General features: G+C 70.1%; 13 protein-coding genes. 1 reads left to right on the top strand and 12 read right to left on the bottom strand.

Going from position 1 to position 14,467, the window contains the following annotated elements:
* Window positions 1-69 precede the first annotated feature (69 nt).
* The 12 genes from lpdA to zapE all read right to left on the bottom strand — a co-directional run bounded on the left by lpdA (window position 70) and on the right by zapE (window position 13,633).
* Window positions 70-1,470 (bottom strand): dihydrolipoyl dehydrogenase, encoded by a 1,401-nt coding sequence (gene lpdA, locus ACKUB9_RS00725; protein ID WP_407518645.1) that lies wholly within the window; start codon window positions 1,468-1,470, stop codon window positions 70-72.
* A 76-nt stretch (window positions 1,471-1,546) separates the two neighbouring features.
* A complete protein-coding gene (locus ACKUB9_RS00720; protein ID WP_407518644.1) occupies window positions 1,547-2,290 on the bottom strand; it encodes an SDR family oxidoreductase in 744 nt (247 codons plus the stop codon).
* Window positions 2,291-2,580: 290 nt separating this feature from the next.
* A complete protein-coding gene (gene odhB, locus ACKUB9_RS00715) occupies window positions 2,581-3,873 on the bottom strand; it encodes a 2-oxoglutarate dehydrogenase complex dihydrolipoyllysine-residue succinyltransferase (protein WP_407518643.1) in 1,293 nt (430 codons plus the stop codon).
* Window positions 3,874-3,907: 34 nt separating this feature from the next.
* Window positions 3,908-4,234, bottom strand: a complete 327-nt coding sequence (locus tag ACKUB9_RS00710; protein WP_407518642.1) for a YciI family protein — start codon at window positions 4,232-4,234, stop codon at window positions 3,908-3,910.
* 19 nt (window positions 4,235-4,253) lie between these two features.
* Complete coding sequence (locus ACKUB9_RS00705; RefSeq protein ID WP_407518641.1) at window positions 4,254-7,214, bottom strand: 2-oxoglutarate dehydrogenase E1 component; 2,961 nt, start codon at window positions 7,212-7,214, stop codon at window positions 4,254-4,256.
* Between the two features lie 170 nt (window positions 7,215-7,384).
* Entirely contained in the window at window positions 7,385-8,269 is an 885-nt protein-coding gene (gene sucD / locus ACKUB9_RS00700) for a succinate--CoA ligase subunit alpha (protein ID WP_407518640.1), read from the bottom strand.
* 23 nt (window positions 8,270-8,292) lie between these two features.
* Window positions 8,293-8,712 (bottom strand): PIN domain-containing protein, encoded by a 420-nt coding sequence (locus ACKUB9_RS00695; RefSeq protein WP_407518639.1) that lies wholly within the window; start codon window positions 8,710-8,712, stop codon window positions 8,293-8,295.
* Window positions 8,702-9,037 carry a hypothetical protein gene (locus ACKUB9_RS00690; RefSeq protein WP_407518638.1) on the bottom strand — a complete coding sequence of 112 codons (336 nt, stop codon included), beginning with the start codon at window positions 9,035-9,037 and terminating at the stop codon, window positions 8,702-8,704. Before ACKUB9_RS00690 ends, ACKUB9_RS00695 begins: the two co-directional genes overlap by 11 nt.
* A 39-nt stretch (window positions 9,038-9,076) precedes the next feature.
* Window positions 9,077-10,273, bottom strand: a complete 1,197-nt coding sequence (sucC, locus tag ACKUB9_RS00685) for an ADP-forming succinate--CoA ligase subunit beta (RefSeq protein WP_407518637.1) — start codon at window positions 10,271-10,273, stop codon at window positions 9,077-9,079.
* A 91-nt stretch (window positions 10,274-10,364) separates the two neighbouring features.
* Window positions 10,365-11,327 (bottom strand): malate dehydrogenase, encoded by a 963-nt coding sequence (gene mdh / locus ACKUB9_RS00680; protein ID WP_407518636.1) that lies wholly within the window; start codon window positions 11,325-11,327, stop codon window positions 10,365-10,367.
* Window positions 11,328-11,577: 250 nt separating this feature from the next.
* Window positions 11,578-12,312 carry a TetR/AcrR family transcriptional regulator gene (locus tag ACKUB9_RS00675; RefSeq protein WP_407518635.1) on the bottom strand — a complete coding sequence of 245 codons (735 nt, stop codon included), beginning with the start codon at window positions 12,310-12,312 and terminating at the stop codon, window positions 11,578-11,580.
* A gap of 118 nt (window positions 12,313-12,430) precedes the next feature.
* Complete coding sequence (gene zapE / locus ACKUB9_RS00670) at window positions 12,431-13,633, bottom strand: cell division protein ZapE (protein ID WP_407518634.1); 1,203 nt, start codon at window positions 13,631-13,633, stop codon at window positions 12,431-12,433.
* Window positions 13,634-13,836: 203 nt separating this feature from the next.
* Between zapE and ACKUB9_RS00665 the strand changes: the two genes are divergently transcribed.
* Window positions 13,837-14,418, top strand: a complete 582-nt coding sequence (locus tag ACKUB9_RS00665) for a GNAT family N-acetyltransferase (protein WP_407518633.1) — start codon at window positions 13,837-13,839, stop codon at window positions 14,416-14,418.
* Window positions 14,419-14,467: the final 49 nt, after the last annotated feature.

Genomic DNA, 14,467 nt, shown 5'->3' with positions numbered 1-14,467 from the left:
AAGGGGCCGCGCATCGCGCGCCCCCTTCTGCGTGAGGGCGACCGGGAGGCGAGGACGCCGGCCTCCACCTCACATGTGCAGCGCGCGCTTCTCCACCGCGAGCGCCGCCTCCTTGACGGCCTCGGTCAGCGTCGGGTGCGCGTGGCAGGTGCGGGCGATGTCTTCCGAGGAGGCGCCGAACTCCATCGCCACCGCCACCTCCATGATGAGGTTGCCGGCGTCCGGCCCGACGATGTGGACCCCGAGCACCCGGTCGGTCTTGGCGTCCGCCAGCACCTTCACGAAGCCGTCCGTCGTGTGGTTGACCTTGGCACGGCCGTTGGCGGTGAACGGGAACTTGCCGGTGTTGTAGGCGATCCCGTCCTTCTTCAGCTCCTCCTCGGTCTTGCCGACGGAGGCCACCTCCGGGGTGGTGTAGACCACGTTCGGGATCACGCCGTAATTCACGTGGCCGGACTTGCCGGCCAGGATCTCGGCGACCGCCACGCCCTCGTCCTCGGCCTTGTGGGCCAGCATCGGCCCGGCGATGACGTCGCCGATGGCGTAGACGCCCGTGACGTTGGTGGCGTAGTCGTTGTCGGTGAGGATGCGGCCCTTGGAATCGAGCTGCACGCCGACCGTGTCGAGGCCGAGCCCCGCCGTGTAGGGCACGCGCCCGATCGCGACGAGCACCACGTCGGCCTCCAGCGTCTCCGCGGTGCCGCCCGCCGCCGGCTCCACCGTGACCTTGGCGCCCGCGTTGGTGCGCTCGACGCCCGTGACCTTCGAGGACAGGCGGAAGGCGATGCCCTGCTTCTCGAGGATGCGCTGGAACTGCTTGCCCACCTCGCCGTCCATGCCGGGCAGGATGCGGTCCAGATACTCCACCACCACGACCTCGGAGCCGAGCCGCCGCCAGACCGAGCCGAGTTCGAGGCCGATCACGCCCGCGCCGATGATCAGGAGCTTGCCCGGCACCGCGGTGAGGTCGAGGGCGCCCGTGGAGGAGACCACCACCTCCTCGTCGATGGTGACGCCGGGCAGGTTCGCCACGTCCGAGCCCGTGGCGATGACGATGGCCTTGGTCTCCAGGAGCTGGTTGCCGCCGTCCTCGGACTGCACCTCGACGCGGCCCGCCCCCGCGAGGCGCCCGACGCCCTGGAAGGTCTCGACGCCGTTCTTCTTGAGGAGGTAGGCGACGCCCTTGGTGTTGCCGTCCACGCCCTCCTGCTTGAAGGCCATCATCTTCGCGAGGTCGAGTTGCGGCTCGCCCACCGTGATGCCGAGCGCCGGCAGGTGCTTGGTCGTCTCCTCGAAGGCCTCGGAGGCGTGCAGCAGGGCCTTCGAGGGGATGCAGCCGACGTTGAGGCAGGTGCCGCCGTGGGTCGGCCGCTTCTCGACCACGGCCGTCTTCAGGCCGAGCTGCGCCGCACGGATCGCGCAGACGTAGCCGCCCGGACCGGTGCCGATGACGACGAGATCGTAGGACATGGTCGGGAACCCGCGAGTTGGCCGGCGCGCGGCGCCGCGTGCTGGATGAGGAAGGGAGAGGGAAGAGGCTGGGCGCTCAGCGCCCGCCCGAGACCGTCACGATGGTGCCGGTCGTGTAGGACGCCTCGTCCGAGAGCAGCCAGACGATCGGGGCGGCGACCTCCTCGGCAGTGCCCGCCCGCCCGATCGGCGTGGAGGGGCCGAGGCGCGCCATCCGGTCGGGCTGGCCGCCGCTGGCGTGGATGTCGGTGTCGATCAGCCCCGGCGCCACTGCGTTGACCCGGATGCCCTCGGCGGCGACCTCCAGGGCGAGGCCGGTCGTAAAGGTGTCGATCGCGCCCTTCGAGGCGGCGTAGTCGACGTACTGGTTCGGTCCCCCGAGGCGGGCGGCCACCGACGACAGGTTGACGATGGCGCCGCCCTGCCCGCCGCGCTTGGTCGACATCCGCCGCACGGCCTGCGCCGCGCACAGGATGGAGCCGGTGACGTTCGTGGTCATCATGCGGGTGAGGCGCGCCGCATCCATGTCCTCGACGCGCGCGGCGCGATCGACCACGCCCGCGTTGTTGACGAGGCCGCCGAGGGGCCCGAGCCGATCGGCCGCCTCGAACAGCGCGGCGATGTCGGCCTCGACCGCCACGTCGCTCTTCACCGCGAGCGCCTTGCCTCCCTTGGCCTCGATCTCGCGCACCACCGCATCCGCGGCCTCGTGGTTCGCCACGTAGGAGAGGCAGATTGTCCAGCCGCGCTCGGCGGCGAGCAGGCATACCGCGCGCCCGATGCCGCGGCTGCCGCCGGTGACGACCAAGACCTTGTCCATCACATGCCGTCCTTCATCCGAGATCTCGCCTCACCCTCCACCGGCGAAGCGCAAGCAGCGCCCCTCTCCCGTGCGGGAGAGGGGCAGGGGATCGAAGATCCCGCGTGAGGGTCCAGGTAGGGCCGCAGTGAAACACAGGGCGTGGTGAGGGGAGCGGAACGGCTCAGTCCTCACTCCTGCCGGAGGTGCTGGTAGCGGCAGCGTTCCGCCTTCCTGCGGCACCCTCCCGGGACCCTCACCCCTACCCCTCTCCCGCACGGGAGAGGGGATCCCGCGCTGCCCGCGTCCGATCAGAGATCCAGCACCAGCCGCGCCGGGTCCTCCAGGGCCTCCTTGACCCGCACCAGGAAGGTCACGGCCTCCTTCCCGTCCACGATGCGGTGATCGTAGGACAGCGCGAGGTACATCATCGGCCGCACCTCGATCTTGCCGGCCCGCACCACCGGGCGCTCCTCGATGCGGTGCATGCCGAGGATGCCCGATTGCGGCGCGTTGAGGATCGGCGTCGACATCAGCGAGCCGTAGATGCCGCCGTTGGTGATCGTGAAGGTGCCGCCCTGCATCTCGTCGATGGAGAGCTTCCCGTCGCGGGCCTTGCGGCCGAAATTGGCGATCGCCTTCTCGATCCCGGCGATCGACAGGTCGTCGGCGTTGCGCACCACCGGCACCACCAGGCCCTTGTCGGTGCCGACCGCGATGCCGACGTGGTAATAATTCTTGTAGACGATGTCCTGTCCGTCGATCTCGGCGTTCACCGCCGGCACGTCCTTCAGGGCCTGGATCACCGCCTTGGTGAAGAAGCCCATGAAGCCGAGCTTCGTGCCGTGCTTCTTCTCGAACACGTCCTTGTACTGCTGGCGCAGGGCCATCACGGCGCTCATGTCGACGTCGTTGAACGTCGTCAGCATGGCGGCGATGTTCTGCGCGTCCTTGAGGCGCCGGGCGATGGTCTGGCGCAGCTTGGTCATGCGCACGCGCTCCTCGCGCGCGGCATCATCGGGCGCCGACGGCGCGCGGGCGACCTGCGGCAGGGGCGCGGAGGCGGGCGCCGGGGCGCGGGCGCCGGAGGAGGCGGCCAGCATGTCGCCCTTCGTGACGCGGCCGTCCTTGCCCGAACCCTGGAGCGAGGCGGGGTCGATGCCGGATTCGTGCGCGAGGCGCGTCACGGCCGGGCCGTGATCCTGGCTCTGGCGGGCGGCGGGCGGGGCGGCGTCGCCGTGGCTGCCGTAGGAGGCCGAGGAGGTCCGGGCCGGCGCCTCGGCGGGCGCGGCCTTCGGGGCCTCCCTGGTGGCGTCCTTGGGGGCCTCCTTGGCGGGCGCCGCCGCGCCGTTGCCGGCCGCGGCCCCGCCCTCCACGATCGAGCCGAGCAGCGCGCCGGGCTCCACCGTCTCGCCGTCCTTGGCCACGATGTCGCCGAGCTGGCCCGAGGCCGGGGCATTGACTTCGAGCGTCACCTTGTCGGTTTCGAGCTCGACCAGGGGCTCGTCGGCCTTCACCGGGTCGCCCGGCTTCTTGAACCAGCGGCCGATCGTGGCCTCGTTGACGGATTCGCCGAGCGTCGGAACGCGGATTTCGGTGGCCATGGCATCGCGCCCCGGGCGGGGCGCCTCCTTGAAGTCAGGCGGGGGTGGAGTCGGGCGCCGCGGCCCGCCCGAGGCTGAGCTGCGGCATGGGGTGGATCTCGTAGCGGAAGCCGAGGCCCGCGGTGACGACCGGGTCGCCCTCGGTGAAGGCCCGCGCCTCCGCCGCGTCGGCGACGGACAGGAGGCCGAGGCCCCAGGGTCCGGCCGGGTCGAGGACGGGGCCGAAGGCGAGCGCCTTGCCGATGTGAGCGAAGCGCGTCCAGTACGCGACGTGGGCCTGCATCGCCGCGGCCTCCGCGGGGGTCATGTCCCCCGGGAAGCTCGGGCGCGGGGCCACCAATCTGCAGAAGAAGAACGCCATCGCGGCTCGCCCCCCGCCGTCAGACGGCGAAGGCCTCGTTGAGAAAGGCCTGGAGCTGCGCCTGGTGCTTGGACATCAGGCCGACCGCCGTCGAGGCCGAGGCGGGCCGCCCGACGTAGCGGGGCCGCTTGGAGGGCGTGCCCGCCTGGTTGAGCACCCATTCGAGATAGGGCTCGACGAAGGCCCAGGCGCCCATGTTCTTGGGCTCCTCCTGGCACCAGATCACCTCGGCGTTGCGGAAGCGCGAGACCTCCCCGGCCAGCGACTTGAGCGGGAACGGGTAGAGCTGCTCGACGCGCAGCAGGTAGACGTCGTTGATGCCCCGCTTCTCGCGCTCCTCGAACAGGTCGTAGTAGACCTTGCCCGAGCAGAGCACGACGCGGCGGACCTTGTCGTCCTTGACGAGCTTGACGCCGTCTGGAGCCCGCTCGGCATCGTCCCACAGCACGCGGTGGAAGCTCTCGCCCTCGGTGAATTCGTCGAGCCGCGACACCGCCCGCTTGTGGCGCAGCAGCGACTTCGGCGTCATCAGGACGAGCGGCTTGCGGAAATCGCGCTTCAGCTGCCGGCGCAGGATGTGGAAGTAGTTCGCCGGGGTCGAGCAGTTGGCGACCTGCATGTTGTCCTCGGCGCACATCTGCAGGTAGCGCTCCAGGCGGGCCGAGGAATGCTCCGGCCCCTGGCCCTCGTAGCCGTGCGGCAGCAGCATCACGAGGCCGGACATGCGCAGCCACTTGCGCTCGCCGGACGAGATGAACTGGTCGATCACGACCTGGGCGCCGTTGGCGAAATCGCCGAACTGCGCCTCCCACAGCACCAGCGCGTTCGGCTCGGCCAGCGAGTAGCCGTACTCGAAGCCGAGCACCGCCTCCTCCGAGAGCATCGAGTTGATGACCTCGTAGCGGGACTGCCCGTCGCGGATGTGGTTGAGGGGCGTGTAGCGCTCCTCGTTCTGCTGGTCGATCAGCACCGAGTGGCGCTGCGAGAAGGTGCCGCGCTCGACGTCCTGGCCGGACAGGCGCACCCGGTGGCCTTCGAGGAGCAGCGAGCCGAAGGCCAGCGCCTCGGCGGTGGCCCAGTCGAGGCCCTCGCCGGTCTCGATCGCCTTCATGCGGTTGTCGAGGAAGCGCTGGATCGTGCGGTGCAGGTGGAAGTCCTGCGGCACCTTCGTGATGCGCCCGGCGATCTCCCGCAGGGTCTCGACCGGCATCCCGGTGCGGCCGCGGCGCGGGTCGTCCTCGTCCTCGCGCACCGACTTCAGGCCCGACCAGCGCCCGTCGAGCCAATCCGCCTTGTTGGCCTTGTAGGAGGTGGCGATGTCGAACTCGCTGTCGAGGGCCGTGCGGAACTCGGCCTTGCGGGCGTCGAGGTCGGCCTGGCTGACGGCACCGGCCTCGACCAGGCGCTTGCCGTAGATCTCCAGCGTCGAGGGATGCTTGCGGATGATCTGGTACATCCGCGGCTGGGTGAAGGCGGGCTCGTCGCCCTCGTTGTGGCCGAAGCGCCGGTAGCACAGCATGTCGATCACCACCGGCTTGTGGAATTTCTGCCGGTACTCGGTGGCGACCTTGGCGGCGAAGGTCACGGCCTCGGGATCGTCGCCGTTGCAGTGGAAGATCGGCGCCTCGACCATCTTGGCGACGTCGGACGGGTAGGGCGAGGAGCGCGAAAAACGCGGATCGGTGGTGAAGCCGATCTGGTTGTTGATGATGAAGTGGATCGAGCCGCCGGTGCGGTGGCCCTTCAGGCCCGACAGGCCGAGGCACTCCGCCACCACGCCCTGGCCCGCGAAGGCCGCGTCGCCGTGGATGAGGAGCGGCAGCACCGAGGTGCGCTGGTCGGGGGCGTCGTGGTGCTGGTCCTGCTTGGCGCGCACCTTGCCGAGCACCACCGGATCGACGATCTCGAGGTGCGACGGATTGGCGGTCAGCGACAGGTGGACGTTGTTGCCGTCGAAGGTCCGGTCGCTCGACGCGCCGAGGTGGTACTTGACGTCGCCCGAGCCCTCGACCTCGGCGGGCGAGGCCGAGCCGCCCTTGAACTCGTGGAAGATCGCCCGGAACGGCTTGCTCATCACGTTGGCGAGCACGTTGAGGCGGCCGCGATGGGCCATGCCGATCACGATCTCCTTCACGCCGAGCGCGCCGCCGCGCTTGATGATCTGCTCCAGCGCCGGGACCATCGCCTCCGAGCCGTCGAGGCCGAACCGCTTGGTGCCGGTGTACTTGAGGTCGAGGAATTTCTCGAAGCCGTCCGCCTCGATCAGCTTGTTGAGGATCGCCCGCCGTCCCTGCTCGGTGAACGAGATCTCCTTGTCCTTGCCCTCGATGCGCTCCTGGAGCCAGGCCTTCTCCTCGGGATCGGAGATGTGCATGAACTCGACGCCGAGCGTCTGGCAGTAGGTGCGCTCCAGGATCGCCACGATCTCGCGGATCGTGCCGAATTCGAGCCCGAGCACGTTGTCGAGGAAGATCGGCCGGTCCCAGTCGGCTTCGGTGAAGCCGTAATGCTGCGGGTGCAGTTCCTCCTGGTCGCTGCGGGGCTGGAGGCCGAGGGGATCGAGCTTGGCGTGCAGGTGGCCGCGCATGCGGTAGGCGCGGATCAGCATGATCGCGCGCACCGAATCCTTCGTCGCCTGCTGCACCTCGGCGGGGGAGACCGCCGCGTCCTTGGCCTCGGTGCGGGCCTTGATCTTCTCGCCGACCGCCTTCTCGAGGGTGGTCCAGTTGCCGTCGAGGGCCGAGACGATCTCGCCGTTGGCCGCCACCGGCCAGTTCGGCTTGGTCCAGGACGCGCCCTCGGCGTTCTTGACGACGACCGCCTGGTCCTCCTTCAGCCCGGCGAAGAAGCTGCGCCATTCCGGGTCCACGGCGTTCGGGTCGCGCGTGTAGGCGGCGTACAGATCCTCGATGTAGGCGGCGTTGGCCCCGTAGAGGAACGAGGTTCCGAGGAGGGCGTCGTTCGCGTCCTGGCGTGCCATGGCGTCTGTCGTCCCGCAGGTTCGGCCGGGTCGTGTGCCCGTTCGAGGGCGGCCTGTTCGGTGAGGGGGGATGCCCGTCGGGCACCCGGAGGATCAGCGTCTATATGGTGTCGGATCCGGCGGCCCGGGCACGGCGGCTGCCATGCGCGGGCCGCAGGGCCAAGGGGTGCTCAGCCCTTGAGCACCTCGACCAGGGTCTTGCCGAGGCGGGCCGGCGAGGGCGAGACCCGGATGCCGGCCTCCTCCATGGCGGCGATCTTGTCCTCGGCGCCGCCCTTGCCGCCCGAGATGATCGCGCCCGCATGGCCCATGCGGCGGCCCGGAGGCGCCGTGCGGCCGGCGATGAAGCCCACCATCGGCTTCTTGCGCCCGCGCTTGGCCTCGTCGGCGATGAACTGCGCCGCCTCCTCCTCGGCCGAGCCGCCGATCTCGCCGATCATCACGATCGACTCGGTCCGGTCGTCGGCGAGAAACATCTCCAGCATGTCGATGAACTCGGTGCCCTTGACCGGATCGCCGCCGATGCCCACCGCCGTGGTCTGGCCCAAGCCCTCGTTCGAGGTCTGGAAGACCGCCTCGTAGGTGAGCGTGCCGGAGCGCGACACGATCCCGACCGAGCCCGGCCGGAAGATGTTGGCCGGCATGATGCCGATCTTCGACTCGCCCGCCGTGACGATGCCGGGGCAGTTCGGGCCGACGAGGCGCGACTTCGAGCCCTCCAGCGCCCGCTTGACCCGCACCATGTCGAGGACCGGGATGCCCTCGGTGATGCAGACGATCAGCGGGATCTCGGCGTCGATCGCCTCGCAGATCGCGTCGGCCGCGCCCGGCGGCGGCACGTAGACCACGGAGGCATCCGCCCCCGTGGCCTCGCGGGCCTGCTTCACGGTGTCGAAGACGGGCAGGCCGAGATGGGTCGACCCGCCTTTGCCGGGGCTGGTGCCGCCGACCATCTTGGTGCCGTAGGCGATCGCCTGCTCGGAGTGGAAGGTGCCGTTCTTGCCGGTGAAGCCCTGGCAGATCACCTTGGTGTTCTTGTCGATGAGGATGGACATGCGTGTCTTTCCGGCGTGCGTGTTCAGATCGGACGGAACGGATTCACGACATGGACCGAGCCGTATGTCTGTCCGTCGTTGAGGTCTTCGCTGTAGACGACAGGGGCGCCGAGCCGCTCGGCCGCCGCGACGATCGCAGCATCCCAGTAGTTGATCCGGTAGCGGTCGCAGATATCGGAGGCCCGCGTGACGCTGTCGATGGTGATGTGCGCGAAGTGGCGGTCCCGCAGGGTTTCGATCCACGCGATTGCCTCCGCCGAGGTGAGCGGCGTCTTCGACTTGCGCGTGGCGTTGTAGAAGAATTCCTGCAGGACCTGTCCCGAGATGCCGAAATCCGTCTCCGCGATGAGCAGGCGGGCGCGCTCGTACTTGCTGGGCGCCGAGAAGCGGCCGAGGGCCGCGTAGATCAGCACGTTCGTGTCGAGGAAGCAGTCAGGACTCATAGAAGTGCGTCCTGCTCCAGACATCGGACCCGAGATCGCCGGTGGTGGCGTCGATCAGGGCGAGCAGACGCCGGCGGTTGTCGGCGTAGGTCTCGGCCCGGTCGCGACGCCGGTCGTGGAGAGCCGCGCGGCCCTCCTCCGGCGGCTCGTCCAGCACGGCCATGAGGGCGCGGTGGCCGGGATTGTGGATCTCGACCGGGGCGAGCGCGACGAGGTCTCTGGCATGCTGCTGAAGCAGCTCCTCGATCGAGGTCTGCCGCGCCCGCGCCACGCTGGCGACGCGGTCGAGGGTCGTCTCGTCGAGGTCCAGGATCACCTTCGTCATCGCTCGCTCCGATCGTCCGGGTCGACCCCGCGCGCCGCCTCAGCCCTGGCGCACCGCCGCCACGATCTTCTGCGCGGCGTCGTCGAGGTCGTCCGCCGGGATCACGTTGAGCCCGGAATTCCGGATGATCTCCTTGCCCTTCTCGACGTTCGTGCCCTCCAGCCGCACCACCAGCGGCACCTGCAGGCCCACCGTCTTCACGGCCGCGATCACCCCGTTGGCGATCACGTCGCACTTCATGATCCCGCCGAAGATGTTGACGAGGATGCCCTTCACGTTCGGGTCGGCGGTGATGATCTTGAACGCCGCCGTGACCTTCTCCTCGGAGGCGCCGCCGCCGACATCGAGGAAGTTCGCCGGCTCCTCGCCGTAGAGCTTGATGATGTCGAGGGTGGCCATGGCCAGGCCGGCGCCGTTCACCATGCAGCCGATGGTGCCGTCGAGCGCGATGTAGGCGAGGTCGTACTTCGAGGCCTCGATCTCCTTGTCGTCCTCCTCCGTCACGTCGCGCAGCTGCACGATGTCGGGATGGCGGTAGAGGCTGTTGGAGTCGAAGGAGATCTTGGCGTCCAGGCACTTGAGGTGCCCGTCCCCGGACACGATCAGCGGGTTGATCTCCAGCATGCTCATGTCCTTGGCGGTGAACGCCCGGTAGAGCTTGGCGGTGAGATCCTCCGCCTCCTTGGCGAGCGGGCCGGTTAGCCCGAGCGCCTTGGCCACCGCGCGGCCGTGATGGGGCATGATGCCGGTGGCCGGATCGACCGAGAAGGTCACGATCTTCTCAGGGGTGTCGTGGGCCACCTGCTCGATGTCCATGCCGCCCTCGGTCGAGACCACGAAGGCGACCCGGCCGGTCTCGCGGTCGACCAGCATCGAGAGGTAGAACTCGGTCTCGATGTCCGAGCCGTCCTCGATGTAGAGGCGGTTGACCTGCTTGCCGGCCTCGCCGGTCTGGATCGTCACGAGGGTGCGTCCGAGCATCTGCTCGGCGAAGGTCTTGACCTCGTCGATCGACTTGGCGAGGCGCACGCCGCCCTTCTCGCCGGCCTCCGCCTCCTTGAACTTGCCCTTGCCGCGCCCGCCGGCGTGGATCTGGGACTTCACCACCCAGAGCGGACCGCCGAGTTCCTTGGCGGCGGCCTCGGCCTCGGCGGCCTTGAAGATCGCCTTGCCGTTCGAGACCGGCAGGCCGAACTCCTTCAGCACGGCCTTGGCTTGGTATTCGTGGATGTTCATGGGCGTCCTCGGAATGGGCGAAGTGGGAGTGGCGAATGGATGCGAGCGGAACCGGGGTGCCTCGCGCGGCACCCCACCTCGCTCTTCGCCCTCACGCCAGCGCCGCGTTGATCCCCTTGCAGGCCTCGACCAAGCCCTTCACCGAGGCGACGGACTTCTCGAACATCGCCTTCTCGTCGGGCGAGAACGCGACCTCGACGATGCGCTCGACGCCGTTCTCGCCGATCACGATCGGCACGCCGATGAACAGGCCGTCGACCCCGTACTGGCCGGAGAGGTGGGCCGCGCAGGGCAGGACCCGCTTCTTGTCCTTGAGGTAGCTCTCCGCCATCGCGATAGCCGAGGCCGCCGGCGCGTAGAAGGCCGAGCCGGTCTTGAGCAGGTTGACGATCTCGCCGCCGCCCTTGCGGGTGCGCTCGACCATCGCGTCGAGCTTGTCCTGGCTGGTCCAGCCCATCTTCACGAGGTCGGGCAGGGGCACGCCGGCCACCGTCGAGTAGCGCACGAGCGGCACCATGTCGTCGCCGTGGCCGCCGAGCACGAAGGCGGTGACGTCCTCCACCGAGACCTGGAACTCCTCGGCCAGGAAGTGGCGGAAGCGGGCGGAATCGAGCACGCCGGCCATGCCGACGATCTTGTTCGGCGCCAGCCCCGAGAATTTCTGCAGCGCCCACACCATCGCGTCGAGCGGGTTGGTGATGCAGATCACGAAGGCGTTCGGGGCGTGGGTCTTGATGCCCTGGCCCACCGCCTCCATCACCTTGAGGTTGATGCCGATGAGGTCGTCCCGGCTCATGCCGGGCTTGCGCGGCACGCCGGCCGTCACGATCACCACGTCGGCGCCCGCGATGGCCGCGTAGTCGCTCGCGCCGCTGTACTTGGCGTCGAAGCCGTCGACGGGCGCGGATTCGGCGATGTCGAGGCCCTTGCCCTGCGGCACGCCGTCGGCGATGTCGAACAGCACGACGTCGCCGAGTTCCTTGAGGCCGGCGAGGTGCGCGAGCGTGCCGCCGATCTGCCCGGCGCCGATCAGCGCGATCTTCTTGCGTGCCATGTGAGAACCGATCCTTCGCGGTGTGTTGGAACCGTCAGGGGCCGGGATCCGCTCGCGAGGGACCCCGCGCCGGCGCAGGCCTGTTTGGCGGAAAAGCCCCGGGCCGACAACCCGAACGGGCCGGCCGAGGCTGGGAACGGCGGGGGCGGGCCGCCTTCCGGAGAGTCAACGGACCGGCTTCGGCCTGATCGGTCAGATACTTAGCGGAAGCGCCAAGCCTCGTTACAAATCGTCCGATTTGTCATTCGGCTCACAGCGTGCCGGTGCGCAGGACCCGCAGGATCGCCCGGATCACCGCGCCGAACCGCGTCTCGATCAGGTCGCGGGGCACCTCGGCGTCGAGCTGGACCGAGGCGGGATGGATGAAGCGGTGGCTGGCGTCGAACACGAAGGCGATCGCCCGCTCCCGGTCCCGCAACGCGAAGGCCCCGGCATTCAGCCCCTCCTCGATCACCCGCTCGACCAAGAGGCGCAGGCGCCCGCGGTGGCGCCGGGCGATCGGCCGGGACTCGACCGTGGCGTCCAGATGGACGGCGAAGAGGTGGGGATCGCCCATCAGCACCTCCCGCTGCAGCGCGGCGAGGGCGAGGAGCAGGCGCTCCAGCTTGTCGTCGGCCGGGTCCGGGGCGTCCGCGATCGCCGCGAGCTCGGCCTCGACCTCCCGCAGCCAGCGCCCCGCCACCGCGTCGACCAAGGCGGTCTTCGACGGGAAGTAGCGGTAGACGTTGGCGTGGGTCATGCCGGCTTCCGCCGCCACGCCCACCACCGTCACCTGCCGGTGCCCGAGGCGGCGGACGTGCTCGCCCGCGATGGCGAGCAGCCGCGCATCCGCCGAGGGAGGGGCCGCCCGCGCGCGGGCCGCCGGTCCGACCAGAAGCTGTCCGTCCGGCGAGAGGCGCACCGCTCCGGCGCGCGGCGCGCGCGCCTTGTCGCCCGGCGCATCCGGTTCGTCGCGGGGGTCGGCGCCGGCTTGGCCGCGGGGCATGGTCGGGACGGGGGCGGACGGGAGGGAAGGACCGGCCCTTCCGGATCGGCCGGAAGGTTAGCCGGGAGTCCGGGGGGCGGGAAGCCCTCCGGGGGATGGCGCGCGCGGTGGGTGCCTCTCAGGTCTCCACGAGGCCGGTGCTGCGCCCCGACGCCTCCGAATCCGGCCGCCCGTGCGGGAGCGCGAGGTATTCCTCCGAGCGCATCTCGATCAGCCGCGAGACCGTGCGCTCGAACTCGAAGGCCTCGCGGCCGGAATCCGCCCGGTAGAGGTCGATCGGCTCGGCCTGCGCCGAGGCGAGGAGCTTGGTGCGGGTGTCGTAGAGCGCATCGACCAGCGTGATGAAGCGCTTGGCCTCGTTGCGCTGGGCGATCTCCATCACCGGGATCGCCTCGACGATCAGGGTGTGGAACCGCTCGGCGAGCGCGAGGTAGTCGGCCGCGCCGAGCGGGCGGGCGCAGAGATCCGCGAAGGTGAAGCGCGCGACCCCGGCCGCTGCCTCGGGGATCCAGACCTCGTGCCCCTTCACCTCGATCGTGGCCGGGCTGCCCTGCTCCCGGCCGGTGAGCGCCCGAAAGGCGCGCGTCAGCGCCGTCTCCGCGGCCCCGTCCGCCGGCACGTGGTAGACCGGGCTGCCGCCGAGTTTCTCCAGCCGGAAATCGGTGCGGGAATCCAGGCGCACCACCTCCACCCGCTCCAGCAGGAGCCCGATGAAGGGCAGGAACAGCGCCCGGTTGAGCCCGCCCTCGTAGAGCCGGTCGGGCGCGACGTTGGAGGTCGCCACCATCACCACGCCGTGGCCGAACAGTGCGGTGAACAGGCGTCCGAGGATCATCGCGTCGGCGATGTCCGTCACCGTGAACTCGTCGAAGCAGAGGAGGCGCGCTTCCTCGGCCAGCGCCTCGGCCACCGGCGCGATCGGGTCGTCGCCCTTGGCCTGGCCCGCCTTCACCGCCTGCCGGTGGCGGTGGATGCGGTCGTGCACGTCCCCCATGAAGGCATGGAAATGCACCCGGCGCTTCGGACCGGGCGCCGCCTCGTGGAAGAGGTCCATCAGCATCGTCTTGCCGCGCCCGACGAGCCCCCAGACGTAGAGGCCCTTCGGGGCCGCCACCGGCTCCGGCCGGCGCCCGAACAGCCGCCCGAACACGCCCGGCTTCTCCGGCGGCGGCGTGTGCTCCAGGGTGTCGATCAGGGCGTCCAGCTGCGCGACGAGGTCCGTCTGGGCCGGATCGCGCTCGATCGCGCCGCCCTCGACCAGGGCATCGTAGCGGGCGGCGACGGGACCGGTAGAGGCGGGAGAAGCGGGGCTGTGGGTCACGTTTCCCGGCTTAGACCGCCGCGCACTGCGGTGCAATGCGATCGTTTCAGGGCAGAACCATGCGCTCCCGGCAGGGCGGCCCCGAGCCCTTGAGCCGGAACGGCACCGCCCTTTGCTGCATTGCACAATCCCGGCCGCGGCCGGGAGCGGGAAGGAAATGTCCGGGACGATGAGGGGGCTCGTCATCCTGGAGAATGGAAGCCATGTCCCATCGCGATGCGGACGGATATCTGGTCCGGCGGCTCTGGCCGGCCGATCGGGTGGCCGTCGAGGCCCATTTCCGGCGCCTCGACCGCGAGACGCGGTTCAGCCGGTTCATGGGGACGGTGAGCGAGGCCGGGGTGCAGGCCTACGGGGCGGGCGCGCTCGCCCGCGACGGCGTCGTCTACGGCGCCTTCGTGGACGGCGTGCTGCGCGGCATCGGCGAGTTGCGGCCGATGGAATCCGGCGGGCTCGGTACCGAGGCGGAGGCCGCCTTCACGGTCGAGCGGCCCTATCGCCGCCGCGGCCTCGGCACCGCGCTCGCCACCCGCCTGCGCGGCGCGGCCCGCCACGCGGGCGTCGCGCGGGTGCATCTGCGCGCGCTCGCCAGCAACCGGGCGCTGCTCGGGCTCGCCGGCAAGCTCGACGCCGACCTTCGGCTGGGCGGCTACGAGGCCCACGCGGTGATCCCGGTGGCCCCGCCGACGCCCCTGTCCCTGTGGAGCGATGCCGTCCGAGGGCTGTTCGACCTCGCGCTCGCGGCGCTCGGGACCCGCCCGCGCCGGATCTCGGCCGGTGTTTGAACCGCCCGATCCAGGGGCTCCGCCCCTGGAGACCCCGGCAGAGGGCGTG

It is taken from the genome of Methylobacterium oryzisoli (assembly GCF_046557895.1).
GTDB lineage: Bacteria > Pseudomonadota > Alphaproteobacteria > Rhizobiales > Beijerinckiaceae > Methylobacterium > Methylobacterium oryzisoli.
Note: the sequence above shows the minus strand (reverse complement) of the source record. Positions and strands in the feature narration are given on the sequence as shown.